The 17,471-nt window shown below is 69.5% G+C and carries 20 protein-coding genes and 1 other RNA gene; 15 read left to right on the top strand and 6 right to left on the bottom strand.

The window, feature by feature from the left end; genetic code table 11:
- From ACXJJV_RS03860 to ACXJJV_RS03840, 5 genes are all read left to right on the top strand, one after another.
- The coding region (locus ACXJJV_RS03860; RefSeq protein WP_498043499.1) for a minichromosome maintenance protein MCM at window positions 1-778 on the top strand (778 nt) is incomplete at its 5' end.
- Window positions 779-793: 15 nt separating this feature from the next.
- Entirely contained in the window at window positions 794-1,546 is a 753-nt protein-coding gene (locus ACXJJV_RS03855; protein ID WP_456466848.1) for an OB-fold nucleic acid binding domain-containing protein, read from the top strand.
- 3 nt (window positions 1,547-1,549) lie between these two features.
- Window positions 1,550-1,969: a translation initiation factor IF-2 subunit beta gene (locus ACXJJV_RS03850; RefSeq protein WP_456466847.1), complete on the top strand. Its 420-nt coding sequence runs from the start codon at window positions 1,550-1,552 to the stop codon at window positions 1,967-1,969.
- Window position 1,970: 1 nt separating this feature from the next.
- On the top strand, window positions 1,971-2,315 hold the full coding sequence (locus ACXJJV_RS03845; protein WP_456466846.1) for a DUF424 family protein: 345 nt from the start codon (window positions 1,971-1,973) through the stop codon (window positions 2,313-2,315).
- Window positions 2,312-3,367, top strand: a complete 1,056-nt coding sequence (locus tag ACXJJV_RS03840; protein ID WP_456466845.1) for a THUMP domain-containing protein — start codon at window positions 2,312-2,314, stop codon at window positions 3,365-3,367. The genes ACXJJV_RS03845 and ACXJJV_RS03840 overlap by 4 nt, the downstream gene beginning before the upstream one ends.
- Here the strand turns inward: ACXJJV_RS03840 and ACXJJV_RS03835 are convergent.
- Window positions 3,364-4,086 (bottom strand): TIGR02253 family HAD-type hydrolase, encoded by a 723-nt coding sequence (locus tag ACXJJV_RS03835; protein WP_456466844.1) that lies wholly within the window; start codon window positions 4,084-4,086, stop codon window positions 3,364-3,366. The genes ACXJJV_RS03840 and ACXJJV_RS03835 overlap by 4 nt on opposite strands.
- A 14-nt stretch (window positions 4,087-4,100) precedes the next feature.
- On the opposite strand from ACXJJV_RS03835, the gene cofE reads away from it, so the two are divergent.
- Together cofE and thrC are read left to right on the top strand one after the other, a co-directional pair.
- Window positions 4,101-4,844 (top strand): coenzyme F420-0:L-glutamate ligase, encoded by a 744-nt coding sequence (gene cofE / locus ACXJJV_RS03830; RefSeq protein WP_456466843.1) that lies wholly within the window; start codon window positions 4,101-4,103, stop codon window positions 4,842-4,844.
- Window positions 4,845-4,856: 12 nt separating this feature from the next.
- On the top strand, window positions 4,857-6,074 hold the full coding sequence (gene thrC / locus ACXJJV_RS03825) for a threonine synthase (RefSeq protein WP_456466842.1): 1,218 nt from the start codon (window positions 4,857-4,859) through the stop codon (window positions 6,072-6,074).
- A 52-nt stretch (window positions 6,075-6,126) separates the two neighbouring features.
- Here the strand turns inward: thrC and ffs are convergent.
- Window positions 6,127-6,447: signal recognition particle sRNA (gene ffs, locus ACXJJV_RS03820), an RNA gene on the bottom strand.
- A gap of 42 nt (window positions 6,448-6,489) precedes the next feature.
- Window positions 6,490-6,969: a gamma-glutamylcyclotransferase family protein gene (locus tag ACXJJV_RS03815; protein WP_456466841.1), complete on the bottom strand. Its 480-nt coding sequence runs from the start codon at window positions 6,967-6,969 to the stop codon at window positions 6,490-6,492.
- A 41-nt stretch (window positions 6,970-7,010) separates the two neighbouring features.
- Between ACXJJV_RS03815 and ACXJJV_RS03810 the strand changes: the two genes are divergently transcribed.
- From ACXJJV_RS03810 to ACXJJV_RS03795, 4 genes are all read left to right on the top strand, one after another.
- The gene (locus tag ACXJJV_RS03810; RefSeq protein ID WP_498043498.1) at window positions 7,011-8,654 is read left to right on the top strand and encodes a DUF2070 family protein; all 1,644 of its coding nucleotides are present in this window, start codon (window positions 7,011-7,013) and stop codon (window positions 8,652-8,654) included.
- A gap of 46 nt (window positions 8,655-8,700) precedes the next feature.
- The gene (locus tag ACXJJV_RS03805; protein ID WP_456466840.1) at window positions 8,701-9,747 is read left to right on the top strand and encodes a UDP-N-acetylglucosamine--N-acetylmuramyl-(pentapeptide) pyrophosphoryl-undecaprenol N-acetylglucosamine transferase; all 1,047 of its coding nucleotides are present in this window, start codon (window positions 8,701-8,703) and stop codon (window positions 9,745-9,747) included.
- A gap of 88 nt (window positions 9,748-9,835) precedes the next feature.
- Window positions 9,836-10,312, top strand: coding sequence for a diacylglycerol/polyprenol kinase family protein (locus ACXJJV_RS03800; protein ID WP_456466839.1), 477 nt, complete (start codon window positions 9,836-9,838; stop codon window positions 10,310-10,312).
- Complete coding sequence (locus tag ACXJJV_RS03795) at window positions 10,309-11,232, top strand: hypothetical protein (protein WP_456466838.1); 924 nt, start codon at window positions 10,309-10,311, stop codon at window positions 11,230-11,232. Before ACXJJV_RS03800 ends, ACXJJV_RS03795 begins: the two co-directional genes overlap by 4 nt.
- Here the strand turns inward: ACXJJV_RS03795 and ACXJJV_RS03790 are convergent.
- The 3 genes from ACXJJV_RS03790 to ACXJJV_RS03780 are packed head-to-tail and all read right to left on the bottom strand — an operon-like array spanning window position 11,222 to window position 13,974.
- Complete coding sequence (locus ACXJJV_RS03790) at window positions 11,222-11,653, bottom strand: hypothetical protein (protein WP_456466837.1); 432 nt, start codon at window positions 11,651-11,653, stop codon at window positions 11,222-11,224. The genes ACXJJV_RS03795 and ACXJJV_RS03790 overlap by 11 nt on opposite strands.
- 26 nt (window positions 11,654-11,679) lie before the next feature.
- A complete protein-coding gene (locus ACXJJV_RS03785) occupies window positions 11,680-12,891 on the bottom strand; it encodes a radical SAM protein (protein WP_456466866.1) in 1,212 nt (403 codons plus the stop codon).
- A gap of 12 nt (window positions 12,892-12,903) precedes the next feature.
- Window positions 12,904-13,974: a M50 family metallopeptidase gene (locus ACXJJV_RS03780; RefSeq protein ID WP_456466836.1), complete on the bottom strand. Its 1,071-nt coding sequence runs from the start codon at window positions 13,972-13,974 to the stop codon at window positions 12,904-12,906.
- Between the two features lie 26 nt (window positions 13,975-14,000).
- Between ACXJJV_RS03780 and ACXJJV_RS03775 the strand changes: the two genes are divergently transcribed.
- Genes ACXJJV_RS03775 through lysS form a run of 4 tightly spaced genes read left to right on the top strand, consistent with a single transcriptional unit; the run spans window position 14,001 to window position 17,411 of the window.
- Window positions 14,001-14,684, top strand: coding sequence for a nucleotidyltransferase domain-containing protein (locus ACXJJV_RS03775; protein ID WP_456466835.1), 684 nt, complete (start codon window positions 14,001-14,003; stop codon window positions 14,682-14,684).
- Between the two features lie 2 nt (window positions 14,685-14,686).
- The gene (locus ACXJJV_RS03770; protein WP_456466834.1) at window positions 14,687-15,307 is read left to right on the top strand and encodes a hypothetical protein; all 621 of its coding nucleotides are present in this window, start codon (window positions 14,687-14,689) and stop codon (window positions 15,305-15,307) included.
- A gap of 5 nt (window positions 15,308-15,312) precedes the next feature.
- A complete protein-coding gene (locus ACXJJV_RS03765) occupies window positions 15,313-15,726 on the top strand; it encodes a MarR family winged helix-turn-helix transcriptional regulator (protein ID WP_456466833.1) in 414 nt (137 codons plus the stop codon).
- Between the two features lie 35 nt (window positions 15,727-15,761).
- Complete coding sequence (gene lysS, locus ACXJJV_RS03760; protein WP_456466832.1) at window positions 15,762-17,411, top strand: lysine--tRNA ligase; 1,650 nt, start codon at window positions 15,762-15,764, stop codon at window positions 17,409-17,411.
- Window positions 17,412-17,471 lie beyond the last annotated feature (60 nt).

Genomic DNA, 17,471 nt, shown 5'->3' with positions numbered 1-17,471 from the left:
GATCACGGCCACGCTGAACGCGCGCTGCGCCGTCCTCGCCGCCGCCAACCCCGAGGCCGGCCGCTGGCAGGGCGACCACCCCATCGAGGAGATCAACCTCGACCCCGCCCTCCTCTCCCGCTTCGACGTGATCCTCTTCACCCGGGACGAGCCGGACCCGGACCAGGATCGCCGGATCGCGGAGACGATGATGGACGCGTTCGACGGGGGCGTCGAGGAGCTCGACCACGACTACGGCTTCTACAAGCGCTACATCCTGTACGCGACCACCGAGTACCAGCGCGTGGAGATCTCCCCGGAGGCCCGGGAGAAGCTGTCCGAGTGGTTCGTCTCCGTGCGCCAAAAGGCCGCGGACATGGCGGACGAGGGGGAGCTCCGGACCGTCCCCGTCACCCGCCGGCAGATGGGCTCCACCATCCGACTGGCCCGGGCCGCCGCCCGGGCCCGACTCTCGGACACGGTGGAACCGGAGGACGTCGAGGTCGCCCTGTCCATCATGGAGGAGTTCATGAACGAGGTGATGCGGGACGAGGGGACGCTGGACGCGGACGTCATCGAAACGGGCCAGCCCAAGTCCGTGCGCGAGGCCCGGGAGTACGTGCTCCGAGTCGTGCGGAAGCTATCCAAGGAATACGAGGACGGGGTGCCGAAGAAGGAGATCATCAACGCGGTCAAGAACCGGGTGAGCCGGGAGAAGATCGAAGAGATCTTGAACGACCTCCTCGAGGAGGGCGACCTCATCCAGCCCCGACCCGGGGTTTACGCGCCCATCAAGTAGCGGTGGTGAGTCGCGGTGAGCGAGTCCGAGGAGCTCTCGCGCCGATACCCCGCGGTGCGCGTGCCCGCGGGCGTCCTCGCCCGCTCCTCACCGACCGACGACGGGTTCGTCACGCCCGACGGGGTACGGTTCCACCGGGCCCTGGTGGTCGGCGTGGTCTCGTCCAAGTACGTGGACGAGGACCGGGAGTTCGCCGTCCTCACGATCACCGACGACACGGGCTCGGTGGACGTCTTCGCCTTCGAGGAGTGGTTCGAGACGGCCAGCGAGCTGGAGCGCTGGGTGGAGGTGAAGGTCGTCGGCCGGCCCATGGAGCCGCGCGAGGAGGGCCGGTCGGTTCCCCTCCGGGCCGAGATCATCCGACCCTCCTCCTACCACGAGGAGCTCCTGCGCCGGCTGGAGTACGAGCTGACGCTGAAACGCGCCGGCGAGGCGCCCGAGGAGGCCGAGCCGGAGGCCCGGGAGATGGTGGAGGAGGCCGAGGAGGCGGCCGAACCGTCCGAGGGTGCGAGGGAGGAGGCCGAGGAGCCCGAGCGCCCGGAGGACCTCGACGACGTCGTCCGCAAGGTGTACGAGCGGCTGGTCGAGCATGAGGAGGACATGTTCTCTAAGCAAGACTTATACGAGATCATCGCCGAGGTCGTGCCGGACGCGGACGAGGAGTTCTGCGACCGCGTGATCAAGGAGCTCGAAAAGCGCGATCTGATCTTCCCGATCAAGCTGCCGAGCGGCAAGCACTGGTCCGTCGTCGTGGAGTGGGGGGTGTAGCCCGTGCCGCTCAAGTACGACTACGAGGAGCTCCTGGAACGCGCCTACGAGCAGCTCCCGGAGGAGGTGCTGGAAGACCGGCGGTTCGAGGTCCCGAAGCCCCGCGTCTCGATCGAGGGCAAGATGACCATCATCCAGAACTTCAAGGAGATCGCGGACAAGCTGAACCGGGACCCGGAGCACCTCTCGCGCTTCTTCCTGAAGGAGCTGGGTACGGCCGGGCACATTGACGGCGACCGCCTGGTGCTGCACGGCACGTACCACCCGAAGCTCATCGAGGAGGAGCTCAAGGAGTACGTGGAGGAGTTCGTCCTGTGCCCGGAGTGCGGCCGCCCGGATACGAAGCTGGTTCGGGAGGACCGGCAGTGGATCCTGAAGTGCGAGGCGTGCGGGGCGTGGTCCTCGGTCAGGAGGCTGAAGTAGCATGCCCCGGGTCTCCGTGAACGTCCAGGGGACCCCCGACACCCTCGTCATCGCGCTCTGCGACGAGGAGCTCCTGGGGAGGCGGCTCCCGGCGGGCGACCGCGAGGTTAGGGTGTCGGAGAGCTTCTACGGCGGCGAGCTCATGGAGGTCCGGGAGGCCGTCCGCCGCGTCCGCCGGCTCGCGAACGAGTACCGCGAGGAGAAGACCGTGGCCATCAACGCCCTGGGCGAGCGGGCCTGCTCCGTGGTGCTCAAGGCGCGACTGGCCAGCGAGGGTCAGATCGGGGAGCTCGCGGGCGTTCCACACGTCCAGGTCTACATCCTACCCCGGGAGCCGGTCCCTTGAAGGGGCTCCTCTGCACGACCGTGCCCGGCCTGGAGGACGTCTGCTCCGAGGAGCTACGGGACCTGACCGGATGCCGGGTGAGGGAGCGCCCCCTGGGCGTCCGCGGCCGGGTGGTCGTCCGCTGCCCCGAGGACGAGGCCCTCGACTTCGCCCGTAAGATTAACTCCGAATCGCTGACGGTCCACCGCGTCGCGATCCTGCTGGGCGGGTTCGAGATCGAGCACCGGGACGAGCGCGGGCTGGACGAGATCCGGGAGGCCTGCCTCAACCTCCCGTTCGAGCGCTACATCACCGAGCAGGACACGTTCGGCGTGCGCCCCTCGCGGCTGGGCGAGCACGATTTCACGAGCGTGGACGTGGGGGCCGCGGTTGGGGACGCCGTGATCGAGCGCGTGAAGCGGGAGGCCGGCTTCCGCCCCGAGGTGAACCTGGACGCGCCCTCCGTGATCATCCGGGCGGACATGGTCGGGGACCGGGTGCTCGTCGGCGTGTGCACGACCGGGGACCGGTCCCTCCACCAGCGTGGGTACCGGGTGTACGATCACCCCGCCGCGCTGAACCCGGTTATCGCCCAGGGGCTGCTCAGGCTGGCCGGGGACCCGGAGTCGCTCATCGACCCCACGTGCGGGGGTGCCACCATCCCCATCGAGGCCCTCCTCAGCGACCCGAACCGCGAGGCGGTGGGGGTTGAGAAGTTCCGATCGCACTACGAGGGCGCCCGGCTGAACGTCCTCGCCGCGGGCGTCGAGGCGGAGGTCTACCTGGGCGACTCAACCCGGCTGTTCGAGGAAGTGCCCGAGCTCCGGGACCGGGAGTTCGAGGCGGCCGTGTTCAACCCGCCGTACGGGCTCAAGATCGCGAACCCGAGGGTGGTCGAGCGGCTGTACCACGGGCTCGCCCGGGTCCTGTCCGACCTGGTCGACGTGGTCGCCACGGTTACCCCGCGCCGTGACTGGATGGTCGACGCGATGGAGGAGCACGGGTTCCGACTGCGGCACGAGCGCTGGGCGCGTCACGGGGGCCTGGACGTCCGCATCCTGGTGTTCTCCTAGTCCTTCCCGTCCCCCTCGGACTCCCGGAGCAGCCGCCGAACCACGTCCAGGAGCTCGCCCGGCCGGGAGATCTCGAAGTCCGGTACCTCCTCCTCGTTCTTCGGCTCCCGGTCCCGGTAGCGTCCCTTGCGGATGCGCACCGTCACCATGCCCACCCGGTTCGCGCCCCGGATGTCCCGGTCCGGCCGATCCCCCACGAACACGCACTCCTCCGGTTTCACCTTCAGCCTTCGGGCCGCCTCGAGGAAGATCCTCGGGTGCGGCTTCTCCACCCCGATCTCCTCCGAGATAATCACCGTGTGGAAGAAGTGGTGCAGCCCCAGCCGGATCAGCTTCTCCCACTGCTTGACGGCCAGCCCGCTCGTCACCACCCCGAGCTTAAGCCCCATCTCCCGGAGCTTCATGAGGGTCGGGATGACGTCCGGGTAGGGCTTCAGGTAGGCGAACTTGGTATCGTGGTACGCCACGACCGCCGCGGCCACGAGCTTGGGGTCCGGGTCCCGACCGATCCGCCGCAGGAGCAGGTTGAAGTGCCGCGGGTGGTTGGACCCGAACTCCCGAACGATCTCCTGCAGCTCTTCGTACAGCTCCTCCTCCGTCAGGTCCACGTCCAGACCGGCCTCTATCATGGCCCGGATGGCGTTCTTCCGGGCCGCCTCGGCCAGCTTCGACGAGGGGTACAGCGTGTCGTCCAGGTCGAACAGCACGGCCTTGATCATCGGGGGCCTGCCCCGTGCTCCGGGCTGATCCGGTGAAGCTCGAGCGGGAGATCCGACCCGGGGACGACCTGGGTAGGATCCTGACGGAGGCGGCCGACCCCAGGGACGGGGACGTCCTCGCGGTGGCCCACACGATCGTGTCCAAGGCGGAGGGGGCCCTGGTGGACCTGAGCGAGGTGGAGCCCAGCCCGCTGGCCCGCCGCCTGGCGAGGCGGCTGGGCAAGGACCCCCGGGTGATGGAGGTGATCCTGCGGGAGGCGGAGGGGATCGTGAAGGTGGGCCGCGACGTGATCATCACCGAGGTCAGGGGCGGGATGGTCTGCGCGAACGCTGGGGTGGACGAGTCGAACGCGCCCCCCGGGCACGTGGTGACGCTCCCCGAGGACCCGGACCGCAGCGCGGACCGGCTCCGCCGAAGGATCAGGGAGCTCGCCGGGGTCGATGTCGGCGTCGTGATCACCGACACCCAGGGCCGCGCCTTCCGGGAGGGCGTGATCGGGGTGGCGGTGGGGGCCTCCGGGGTCCCGGTGCTGGTCGATCGGCGCGGGGATCGGGACCTGTACGGGCGCGAGCTGCGGGTGACCGTGGTGGCCGTCGGCGACCTGATCGCGTCCGCGGCCGAGCTGCTCATGGGTCAGGCGGACGAGGGGACGCCGGCGGTCGTGTTCCGGGGTCTCAAGGACAGGTTAAAGAGGTTCGAGGGCCCCGAACGGGCCTCGGCGCTCATCCGCGATCCGGAGCGGGACCTCTTCCGGTAGGGGGTTCGCGGCGTGTCCCACTACGCGCTGGAGTGCGTGGAGTGCGGCCGCACCTTCTCGGACGACTCCCTGCTGCGGTGCCCGAGGTGCGGGGGCCTGCTGGAGGTCGCGCTGGACTACGACGCGATCGAGGTGGACCGGCGGACGCTGGAGCGGCGCGAGCTGGGCGTGTGGGCGTTCCGCGAGCTGCTACCGGTCTCCACGGACGATCCCGTGACGATGGGTGAGGGCGGCACCGGGCTGCACCCGTGCCCGACGCTGGCCGACGAGCTGGGGGTCCGCTCGCTCCACGTGAAGAACGAGGGGGAGAACCCCACGGGCTCGTTCAAGGATCGCGGGATGACGGTCGGGGTCACGAAGGCGGTGGAGCTGGGGGCCGAGGTCGTCGCGTGCGCGTCCACGGGTAACACCTCCGCCTCGCTGGCCGCGTACGCGGCGCGCGCGGGCCTCACGTGCGCGGTCCTGCTGCCGGCCGGGAAGGTCGCCCTGGGCAAGCTCGCGCAGGCCCTGTTCCACGGGGCCCGGGTCGTGCCGGTGGACGGCAACTTCGATGACGCGCTGGCGGTTGTGCGGAGGCTGGCCGAGGAGGGGCTGGTTTACCTGCTGAACTCGGTGAACCCGTTCCGCCTGTCCGGCCAGCGCACGATCGCCTACGAGATCTGCCGGCAGCTGGGGTGGGAGGTCCCGGACGCCGTGGTGGTGCCCGTGGGCAACGCGGGCAACATCAGCGCGATCTGGCAGGGGTTCCTGGACCTGCGCGCGCTGGGGTTGATCGACGAGCTCCCGCGCATGTACGGGGTGCAGGCGGAGGGGGCGCGCCCGATCGTGGACGCCGTCCTCGAGGGTCGGGAGGACATCGAGCCGGACCCGGACCCGGAGACGGTCGCCACGGCGATCCGCATCGGGAACCCGGTGAACGCCGTGAAGGCGCTGCGGGCGATCCGGTGCTCCGGGGGCTGGGCCGTGTCGGTCACCGACGACGAGATCCTGAGGGCCCAGCGGAAGCTGGCCACGAGGGAGGGAATCTTCGTGGAACCCGCCAGCGCGGCCTCCATCGCGGGCCTACGGAGGCTGGTGGAGGCGGGGGAGATCGAGCCCGACGAGTCGGTGGTGTGCGTGACCACGGGTCACGGGCTCAAGGACCCGGAGATCGTCATGGAGACCTGCGAGCTGCCGGAGCCGGTGGAGCCGGACCCGGAGCGGATCAAGGAGAGGCTGGGCCTCCGCTGACCCACGCGCCGCCGTCAATAGTTACGATTATCGTAACGATTCGGGCCGACGGCGGCGGGCGCGCCGAGGGGTGGACCCGGCCCCCTCGGGGCCGGCTTCCCCCGGCCGACCTGCCTCCGGCGACCCCCGAGCGGCCGCGGGTCCGGGGTGGGCTGCTCCCTCTCGGGCCTGACCCGGTGCCCCGGCAAAGGCGGTGGCGCGCCGCCCTCCGGCGGCGGCCCCGCCACCCCGGGCCCCCGGGGGGCCGGAGGGTCATCGGCCGGTCCGGGGGGCCGGACACCCGAGGGGACCGGGCCGCCCCCTCGGCTTCGGCCCCCGCATGAGGCGGATTTCGGGTGACAGCGGACCGCCAGCCCGCCGGCCTAGCCCGCCGCCGGTACCCGTGAGCGCGGGCGCGATTTAATAGTTTAGGCCGCTACTCACGGGCGACGTACACGTACGCATCCACCTCCCCGAGCGGCGTTTCCACCCGCTCCCTGCGACGCTCGTACAGCACCGGGTACCCCTCGTACCGATCCACCTCACGAAGCTCCTCCTCGCTGAGCCCCACCAGCAGCGTCCCGGAGACGCGTGAACCCTCCCTCTCCCTCACGGTGTTGTACCGATTGCCCACATCCTCCAGCGCCAGCTCGTACCCCTCCAGCACCGCCGGGTAGACCATGTACGGGACCCGACCCACCACGGACGCCACCGTCTCCGGGTCGGTGAGCGTTCCGTACGCGAACACGCGCTCCGGGGGCAAATCTTTAGGCAGCTCATCGTCCGGCCCGACGACGATCGCGTCCCCCTCGCGGCGGATCGTGAACCTGAGAATCGACCGATTCTCCTCCTCCTCGTCCTCGTCGGGCAGTAGCATCAGCCTGCCGCCTCGACCCACGTAAACGTGAACCCTCACGCGGCACCCCGGGGCCCGGCGCCGTGAGCGGGCTTATGCGTTTGTCGTTCAGGCTACCGGGGACGAGGACCTGCGCGGCGGCCTGGGCCCTCGTGACCCTGGCCGCGACCGCGCTCGCCCCACGACTGGCCGTGTACGCCCCGATACCGGTGCTTGGATGCCTGATCACCGTGCTGACGGACCGCCTGCAGGGCCGGGACGTGCCGCCCAACCGGTGGGCGTTCATCTGGGCCCTCTCCGGCGCGATGGACCTGGCCGCCGCGCTCTCCCCCTCGCCTTCGCTCCTGGCCGCGGTCCGAGGCCTGTCCTCGACGCTGTTGACCATGGTGCTTCTGGGTACGGTAGGGTGTTCCCCCATCAGGAGCGCCCTCGTCCTCCTCTACCTGCTGGCGAGCGCGCTCCCGCTGTCCCTGGCCGCCGGAGCCCCGGCGTCCCTGACCCTCCTCCCCTCGGCGGTGGGCTGGTCAGTGACCCTGATCTCCATCGCCATCCTGGACACGGTTACCCGCTCCACGCTGGGCGTCGGGACCATCGAGGCGCTGTCCGAGTTCCTCCAGTTCAAGTCCGGCCGCGAGCACTCGCTGGACGCGGTGTTCCGCGAGATACGCACGGCGACGCGCGTGACGGTGCCCGTGCGCGTCCTCGCCTTCCTCCGCTCCGGGGAGGTGGTGGGCTGCTTCGTGATCCCCTGGGTGCACCCGGGTCCCGTGGGCCGGATCGGTGGGGGAGACCTGCCCGGGCGGATCGTGAGACGGCTGCTGGACCTCGGGGTCGTGCCGCTGGTCTTCCACTCCACCACCACCCACGACCTCAATCCCGTGGATCGGCGGGAGGCCGGTAGGATCGTTGACGCCGTGGAGCGGATGGTGCGCCGCGTTCGGGGGGCGCAGGGGTCTCGGCGCGCGTCCCGGGCCGTGCGCGGGAAGCGGACGGACTCGGTGGGCCAGGTGCTCGGTGACCGGCTGTTCCTGGTGCTCTCAAAGTACCCGGAGCCCAGCGACGACATCGACCCGGCGACCGGGATCTTCATCGAATCGAGGACGGGGGCCTGGGTGGCGGACGGGCACAACTGCTTCGGGGACCCGGAGAAGGGGCGCGTGTACGCGTTCTCCCGGGACTTCTGGAGGCTGCTGGACGACGCGCGCCTCATCGCGGAGCGGGCGGAGGCGGTCGGGGACCTGCGCGCCGGTTTCGCCCACTCCGACCCGGGACTGGGCCCGGAGTCCGGGGTGGGCAGCGGCGGGATCTCGGTGGCCGCGGTGGAGGTCGAGGGGCAGCGCACCCTCTACGTCGTGCTGGACTCCAACAGCATCGTCCGGGAGCTGAAGGAGCGCCTCGAGCGGGAGCTCTCGGAGCTGGCGGACGAGGTGGTGGTATGCACCTCGGACTCGCACGAGGTGAACCCGCGAGGCTATAACCCGGTCGGCGACGCGCTGGCGGAGGCCGGAACGCGGCTCGTGCGGGCCGTGCGGGAGGCGGCGGAGCGGGCGGTCGACCGGATCGCCCCCTGCGAGGTCGTCGAGGTCGAGGAGTGGGTCGAACTCACGGTCACCGGGCCCGGCAGCTTCCAGCAGCTCTCCCACTCCGTGAGGGTCGCGCTGAAGATGATCAAGGTGCTGCTGCCCGCCACCTTCCTGGGGGTGATCGTCCTTTCCACGGCGATCGCCCTCTGGGCGTCAAGCTGACGCGTACTGCACAGCGTTCGGCATCGGGTTCGGACACGCCTCCAGGGTGACCGGCGTCGCCAAGGAGCTCCGCAGGACGGGAGCGAGCGTGGTGCTCAGCTCCTTCGGAGACGGGTGGAGGATGCTATCCAGGGAGTTCACCGACGTCCCCGTGTACCGGGTGCCCACGATCGAGGTGATCTCCCCCTCGGGCTCCTTCAAACTCTCCCACATCCTGCGCCGGTGCCCGGACCTGCCTATCCGGTTCTACGCCGGGGTGGGCCTGGACCTCAAGATCATCCGGCACCACGGATGCCGCGTCGTCGTGTCCGACTGCCAGTTCCACGCCCTGGCGGCGGCCCGGATGCTGGACGTACCCTCCGTGATGATCACGAACGTCCTCCGCCTCCCCGGAGACGGCCCGTCCTCCCGGCTGGTGAACTGGTTCCTCAGGGAGACCCTCCAGCTGGCCGACCTCGTGATCGTACCGGACGTCCCGGACGGCGAGTCGCCCCCCTCCGACGTGGACGTGGTCTGGGTGGGACCCATCCTCCGGGCCAGCCCGGACGAGCTCCCCGGAAGGGAGTCGATCCGGGAGCGCCTCAACCTGCCGAAGGAGCGGCCGATCGTGCTGATCACCGCCGGCGGCTCCCGGTACGGCGGCAGGATCGTGAGGCTCGCGATGGAGGGAATCCGCAGGCTGGAGGAGGACGTGTACGTGATCGTGGTGGACGACGGGGTCGGATCCGGCACGCTCCGCGGGGTCTCGGGCCTGGCGTTTAACTACGTGGACAACCTGCTGGAGATGATCCGGGCGGCCGACGTGGTGGTAACGCACGGGGGCCACACCACCATCTCCGAGTGCGCCTGCCTGAGGACCCCGGTCGTCTCCATCCCCCTACCCAACCACCCGGAGCAGCAGATGAACGCGCTCCGTGCGGAGAAGCGGGGTCTCGGGGTGGCCCTCCAGCCCCAAAACCTCTCGCCGGACCGGGTGGCCGAGGCCATCCGAAGGGCCATGGGGATCCGGGTTCCCAGGATCAAGTTGATGGACGGCAAGGGGGCCGTCCGAGCTGCCCGCATCATCCGGGAAACGATGTCCGGATCGCCGTGAACTGGGCCGGCAGCTGATCCACATCCTCTTCGGCCTCCTCTTCATCGTCCCGTTGCACCTTTTTGGCCCGCTTTGGTACTCCATTTTCTTGCTCTCGTTAATCCTGGTGGGCCTGTGGGTATCCTACCGCATCCGACGCGGTGGTTACGTACCCATCATCACCGAGCTGGTGGAGCTGTTCGAGCGGCCCGAGGAGATGAGAATGCCGGGTCAGGGTACGATCCACTTCCTCGCCGGCGTCCTACTCGCCACCCTCATCACCAGGGACGCGAGGATCGTGGACGTGGCCATCATCGTCCTGTCGGTGGGGGACGGCGTGTCCACGATCGTGGGGACCAGGTTCGGGAACACCCCCATCCCCTACAACCCCAAAAAGAGCCTGGAAGGAAGCTTGGCCGGGTTCGCCTCGGCCGCGGCGCTGACCTCGCTGTGGACCGGGGACCCGGTCGTCTCCGTGCTGGCCTCCCTCGTCGGATCCGCCGCGGAGACCGTGCCGAGGCTGAACGACAACATCGTCGTCCCGGTTGCCGTGGCCCTGTTCCTGCTGTGGTGGTGGAACCGATGAGGGGGCGGGCCCTCACCGCAACCGCCTCCTTGATCCTTCTGACCCTTCTGATCCCGTACGGGCCCGATTACCTGAGCCCGGCGACCCCGCTCCTTGAGGGCGGCAGCAAGCCCAAGGTCGCGTCCTTCCTCCTCGTGGTGGCGTCGGTCTCCCTGCTGTCCTCGGTCGTCAGGACGCCCGACCGAACGGCGCTCAGGGTGGCGGTGGTGCTGCTACCGTTCCTGTCGAACGCGCTCCACTGCGTCGGTGCGATCCTCTCCGGCCTTCCACCCGACGCCGAGATCTTCACGTTCGACGGTGTCAAGCTGGAGGGCGACTCCCCCTTCCACACGCACCTGGGGAAGTCCGCCGTGTCCTCGGTGATACCGCTCGCGCCCCCCACCGTGCACTCGGGCCTCTCCCTGCGTCGGGTTCACCCCGCCCCCATCCGGGCGGTTGAGCTCGCCGTCGTCGCGGCCTCTCTGACCACCGCCGCCGCGGTGAGCCGGGGTCCGGCGACGTGCCTGGCCGGCGCACTCCTGACTATGAGCACGGTGGACGGCGGCGGGTTCTCGCTGCCCTACATCCACGGGTGCTGGATAATGTCGGTGTCCGAGGCGCTCAGGGGCAGAACGGCGAGCTCCCTAACCTTCGGGCTGGCGGCGGCACTGTCACCATACGCCAAGCTGGTGCTCGGGACCGCGGTCACGGCGAGGCACTACGGGCCACGGTGGGACCGGATCCTCCTGGTGCGGCTGAGCGGTCCGAGATCCGCGTTGGTTCGTGCCGGAGCCAGGCCCGTCGGGGGCGATCTTTACGCCATCGACGCCCGCGATCGTGGGGCGTTCCTTCGGAGGCTCGAGGCGGAGCTGCGCCGGGAGGGGTGCGAGTGGGCAGAGGTGCTGATGCTCCCGAACATTTACCCGTACCTCAGGGGTTGATCCTGCCCTCGACGAACCTCCTCAGGTCCTTCTCGCCCACCTCCCCGAGGACCTCGGACAACCTTCTCACCGCCCGATCGGCGAAGTCCCGGATCACGTTTTCCAGCTCCTCCTCGATCCGCTCGAGCTCCTTCTCCAGCTCCTCCGCCCGCGAGTCGATCTTCGACTTGGACCGCTTCAGCTCCGTCCGGATGCGGTCCGCCTCGCGCCGAAGCCTCGCCACCCGCCGCCGGACCTTCTCCTCCAGCTCGACCACCTCAACCAGCCCGTCCAGGTCGATCTCGGCCCGCACGACCCTGCTCAGCAGCCGATCGAACTCCTCCTCTCCCATCGTCTCTCGCAGGTGCTCGGTCAGATCCTCCAGGAACCGCTCGACCCGCAGCGAGGTCTTAGGATCGAGCTCCCGCAGTCGCTCCCCCAACCTCGCCGGGTAGGCCTTGTACGACCTCAGCCTTTCTCACCCGCCCTCCGCTCCAGCTCCTCGATCCTCACGGGCAGCCGCTCGCCCGGCCTGATGCGCCGGATGTACTTCCTTCGAAACTCCGGATCCTGCATGCGGCACCGCTCGCTCCAGCGTCGCCACTCCGGGTGCGACGTGAGCCGCCTCCACGCCCGCTTGAACCCGATCTCGCGCACGTTGCCGAACGAGATCGGCGTGAAATCGCACGGTGTCACCTCCCCGTCGTTGGTCACGTGACACTGCACGTACCCGGCGAAGCACCCGGACCCGCGCCGGCTGTTCACGTACGACATCACGGACACCCGCGGGCCCGAGCGCCGCTCCCGGTTCCACCTCAGGTGCAGGTCCGCGAGCTCCTCGCGGTGTCGCTTGGACAGCATAACGTCCTCCCGGTGCAGCAGGCGTCCCGTCGGCACGGCGTCGAACACGGTGACCTCGTGCACCCCCAGGCGGCGGGCGAGTCGAAGCAGGTCCTCCACTTTCCCCGTCTCCACGTCCTCGGGGGTGGCGTACGTGGAGATCCCTACCAGGGCGCCCTCCTTCAGGCAGGACCGGATCCCCTCCAGGCACCGCTCGAAGAGCCCCGGGGTCCCCCGCAGCTCGTCGTGCTCGTCGGGGTCGGGGCTGTCGATGCTCACGTGCACCGCGTAAACGCCGGCCTCAACGAGCTCCCGGGCCCGCTCCCTCAGCAGGTACCCGGACGTGAACACCGCCGCGATCGCCCGGGCCGGATCCACGCTTGAGATCAGCTCGGGCAGGTCCTCCCGGACCAGCGGGTCGCCGCCGGTGAAGGTCACGTTGTACGTGCCGAGGTCCAGGGCGTCCCGGATGACTCCCTTCCACTCCTCCGCGGACAGTTCCTCCGGGCGTCGTCGGGCCGCGCTGCAGTGCACGCAGTTGCACGGGCACCGGGCCGTAACCGCCAGGGTGACGGCCTCCGGGACTCGGCGCCTCAGCAGCTCGGACTTCAGTCGCGCCTTGATCATCCGAATGAAGGCCTTGCTGGGGAGGGGAGGGAGGTACAGGGAGAAGACGATCTGATCGTTCAGGACGGCCGCTGGCTTCTCCTCCTCCAGGTGCCTGAGCAGCTTCTTGATCGGGCTCAGGAACCTGGACAGCCTGCCGGAGAGCTCGAAGTCAACCCGGCCGTCCCTTATCACGGCCTCCAGCCGAATTCCGGGCTTGTCAAGCAGGGTCACGCGCAAGGCGCGTTAGGACCCCAGCGCGCTGTGCGGTATGCGGATGTTGAGGATGAGCAACGCCAGCGCCGTCAGGGAGACGGTGGTGACGATCCTGGAGGCCGCCTTGCGGTCCAGGACCTCGCGCAGAACCTCCTCCAGGATCCTGCCCCCGTCCAGGGGTTTAATCGGCAGGAGGTTGGCCACGCCCACGCCCAGGGACAGCAGTCCGAGCAGCTCCAGGAACGCCATCAGACGGAGCGCGAGCTCGGACGGCCAGTACCCGCCGAAGTCCGGGATCACGTAGACCCCCATCACGGTTCGACCGTGCCAACCTCGCAGCGTGACGCGCTTCACGCCCCGATCCGTCCGGACGATCACCCGGTCCCCAGGCCGGTGCCCGCTCACCACCTTCCTGAGATCCTGCACCGAGTGCACTCGATGCCCGTCCACGCTGAGGATCCGCTCGCCGGGCTCGAGCGGGACGTCCTTGAACAGCCTCCCGTGGACGACGATCCCGTCCCCCAGCACCTTCGGGACGAGCGACAGTCCGGTCACCGCCCCCAGGCACGCCAGGTACGTGAGCACGTTGAACGCCGGGCCCGCGCTCAGGACCTCGATCCTACGCCTCAGATCGGCGCGCTCGAACTCCCGCTGATCCGGCTCCACGAACGCGCCCGGGAAGATCAAGACCAGGAAAAACCCGACGCGACGGATGCGGATGCCGGCCAGTCGCAGCGCCACCGCGTGCCCCAGCTCGTGAACCACGAGAATGAGGGCCAGGGAGACCGCGCCCGAAACGAGCGGGATCGTCACCCCGGGTAGCAGGGGCACGAACTCGCCTCCACCGAGGCCCGAGACCGCAACCCCCCGCACCAGCAGATACGTGGCCAGCCCGATCCCTATGATCCCGATCGCCGGGGAGAGTCGGACCGTGGCCCGGAGCAGCACCCCCACCCGGCCGCGGAGCAACCGCTCCAGCCCGGGCACCCGGTCCGTGTACTTGTAAAGGACCCCCCACCTGAACTCCATCCCCAAGGCCCTACCCAGTCCCACGGCCACCGCGACCGCGATCGTCAGCGTCAGGAGGACGTCCCACCTCAACACGGAGCCCCCAGGAGTGGATCACGATGCGCGAGGTGAGGTACTCCAAGGAGAGGTGGGAGCTGCTGCGAAGGCTCCGCCGCAGGGCCCGTCGGGTGATCGAGACCCTCTCTGAGCTGGGGATGGAGGGATGGGTGCACGGTAGCGTGGCCCGGGGGGACGTCCGGAAGGGCAGCGACGTGGACGTGTTCGTGCCCCACACCACGTCCCCGCACGTCGTGGACGCTCTCGTCGAGTCCTCCCCGTACCCGGTCCTTAAAGTTGTGGCCACGCTGCCCACCCCCAGGGACTGCGTGCGGGTTAAGGTCCTGATGGAGCGGAACGTGGAGGTCGTCGTCCCCGTCACCGCCCCCTCGGACCGTGAGCTCGAGTTCTACGACTTCTCCGGGAAGCTCACCCCAAGGGAGCTGGAGCGGGACGAGCGGGTACCAGGCGTTGACAAGCGGCTCCGGATGATCGAGCCGCGGCCGTGGGGCCACCTGGAGTACTCCATCATCGGTCGGGAGGGGGAGGTGGCCGCCAAGCTGGGCATCAGCACGCAGCTCGTCAACGAGCGGATCAAGGCGCTCACACGCAGGGATAAAGTAGGGGTGCAGGGGGTTCACGCCAAGGTCGAGGGGCCGCCGGGCGAGCCCACGGTCGAGCTGCTCCGGCGGCTGGCCCGGAGCAACCCCAAGGCGGCGGAGAAGCTCGCCGATCTGGGGGTGTGATCGTGGAACCCGTCACCCCGGAGGACCCGCGCATCCGGCTGCTCATCTCCTTCGTCAGCCGCGTGAAGGACCGGGCGTCCTCCGGCGCGTACTCCGACGTGAACCGGCGCCGGCTGGTGGAGGTCTTGGAGAGGATCGAGTCCAAGCTGCAGGAGCTGCGCTACTCGTACCTGCCTCCGGACCGGGTCGCCGAGGAGCTCTCCGCGCTGCGCTCGGAGCTCGAGGAGGCGGCGAACCCAGAGGAGCCCGACCTCCGCTGGCTGCTCGAGTACCTCGAGCGCGCCGACCGGCTGTTCGAGCGCGAGGTTCGGGACGAGGCCGACGCCGTGTTGTGCACGGTGTGCGAGGTCCTGAGCGTGCGCGAGCACCCGGAGGCCGACAACCTCCGGGTCACCACCGTGGAGGCCGGGGACTTCGGCCGGAGGACCGTGGTCACGAACCTGAAGGACGTGGAGGAGGGCGACTCGATGGCCCTGGCGCTGCTGCCGCCCCGGGAGTTCGCGGGAGTGGTCAGCGAGGGGATGTTCTGCGGTCGGGCGGACGGAGACCCCGGAGAAATCATAGAGCCCCCGGACCGGGGCGAGGTCCGAAGCGCGGTGATGGAGTGGCTGGAGGGGGAGTGAGGCGGATGGTGGAGCCCGAGGACCTGACTTACCGAGAGAAGCTCGTCCTGCTGGCCCTGTACGAGGAGTTCGACGGCGGGCCCGCGGGCGTGAAGAAGCTGTCCCCCGTGGTGCACATGGACAAGACCAAGGTCGCCCGGGCCCTCAACGAGCTCGAGGAGAAGGGGCTGGTGGAGTTCGAACACATGAAGGGGCGCTGGCTCACCGAGGAGGGCGAGCGGCTCGCGAAGGAGATCGCCAAGGAGCTGGAACTACCGAAGGACGAGGGCCCGTACCAGTGCTCCGAGTGCGGTCGGAAGTACAAGCACCTGCGGCTGAAGTGCGCGGTCTGCGGCGGCGAGATCGAGGTCAACAAGGACCACCCGGACGCGGCCAAGGCGGAGTGGAATCTGGAGCGCGCCCGGAAGGGCTTCCTCTAGCCCCCTCCCCGCAATCGTTCTTGGGGAGCTAACGTTTGAAGCGGCACTGGGCGGAGGTGAAGGCGCGGGAGGTCGAGGAGCACCTCGAGAGGCACGGGCTGGAGAGGGCAGTCGTGGCGAGCGGCGCCTCGACCTCCGGCCGGCTGCACATAGGGAACGCGCGGGACGTGCTCACCGCGGACGCCGTGGCCCGGGTGCTGGAGGAGCGAGGGCACGACGTCCGGGTGATCTGGGTCTCCGACGACGTGGACCCGCTTCGACGCATCCCCCGGGACCTCGAGGGCGAGCTCGACGAGAGGTACCTCGGCGTCCCGTACAAGGCCATCCCTATCGAGGACGGCACCCCTTACTCCGACCACTGGGCCGAGCGGTTCGTCCGCGAACTGCGCGAGTTCGGCGTCGACGTCGAGTGGGTGTCCTCCGCCGAGCTGTACATGGAGGAGGGGTTCGCGGAGCTGGTCCGGCGGGCCGTCCGAGATTACTACGAGAACGGCCGGCTCGGATCCATCTTCCGACGGTTCGGGCTCAAGGAGGCCCGCGTGTACATGCCCATCTGCGAGCGGTGCGGCCGCATCGCCACCACCCGGGTCAAGTCCGTCGACGGGTGGGAGATCGAGTACGCCTGCGAGGGCCGGCACCGCGTGGGCGATGCCGTGCTCGAGGGATGCGGCCACCGCGGCAGGCTCGACCTCCGGACGCCGATCGAGGTGAACGGCCTCGAGGTGCCCCCGGGCAAGCTGGGCTGGAAGGTGGAGTGGCCCGCCCGATGGGCCTACCTTCACGTCGCCTGCGAGCCCTTCGGCAAGGATCACTACGTGTCCGGGGGCTCCTACGAGGTCGGTTCCGAGATCGTGGAGGAGATTTTCGACTTCCCGGCCCCGGTGCCGGTACCGTACGAGTGGATCACGCTCGAGGGCGAGGCCATGTCCTCCTCCAAGGGGCACTACGCGACCCTGTCCGACTGGGCGGAGGTGTGCCACCGGGAGGTGCTCCGCTACTTCGTGCTCCGCAGCAAGCCGCTCAAGCACCTCGACCTGGACCTGGGGCTCGGGCTGCTCCAGCTCGTGGACGACTACGACGAGCTGGAGGAGCGGTACTTCAGCGGCGAGGCGGACGAGCGGGAGCGCCGCCTGTACGAGCTCACGCGCGTGGACGGAGTGCCCGAGGAGTGTCCCCCGCACGTCCCGTTCCGCTTCTGCGCCGTCGTCGCGCAGGTGCTCGACGTCCGGGGAGAGGTGGGGTCCGAGGAGCTCGAGCGGGCGATCGAGATCTTCCTCCGGACCGGTCACCTGGAGGAGGAGCCCTCCGGGTTCGGGCGCGAGTGGCTGCGGGAGCGGCTGGAGAAGGCGTCCCGGTGGGTGGACCGGTACGCCCCGGAGGAGGCCCGGTTCAGGGTCCGGGAGGAGCCGGAGGCCGTGGATCTGGACGAGTCGGAGCGGGCGTTCCTGAGGGCCCTGCTGAGGCGGTTGGAGGAGGTGGAGTCCGAGGACCCGTCCGAGCTGCAGCGCGCGTTCTTCGACGCCGCCCGGGACGCTGATGTTAAACCCGGCAGGGCCTTCCGGGCCTTTTACCGGGTGGTCATCGGGAAGGACCGAGGTCCCCGGGCGGGCACGCTCACGGCGGCCGTGGGGGTGGATCGGGTTTCGGAGCTGATACGGGGCTGCCTCGAGGCTTCCGAAGGCTGAGGACGGGGAACGTCGTCCGCGGCGAGCCGCCCGAAGGGTGCCGGCTCTGCGTCAAAGGCG

The sequence above is a fragment of the Methanopyrus sp. genome (assembly GCF_053997775.1).
Note: the sequence above shows the minus strand (reverse complement) of the source record. Positions and strands in the feature narration are given on the sequence as shown.

Coding starts and splice junctions, on each gene's coding strand:
- ACXJJV_RS03845 (WP_456466846.1), top strand. CDS start 1,971: ATGCCCCGGGTCTCCGTGAACGTCCAGGGGACCCCCGACACCCTCGTC.
- ACXJJV_RS03835 (WP_456466844.1), bottom strand. CDS start 4,086: ATGATCAAGGCCGTGCTGTTCGACCTGGACGACACGCTGTACCCCTCG.
- ACXJJV_RS03795 (WP_456466838.1), top strand. CDS start 10,309: ATGAGGGGGCGGGCCCTCACCGCAACCGCCTCCTTGATCCTTCTGACC.
- ACXJJV_RS03775 (WP_456466835.1), top strand. CDS start 14,001: ATGCGCGAGGTGAGGTACTCCAAGGAGAGGTGGGAGCTGCTGCGAAGG.
- ACXJJV_RS03765 (WP_456466833.1), top strand. CDS start 15,313: ATGGTGGAGCCCGAGGACCTGACTTACCGAGAGAAGCTCGTCCTGCTG.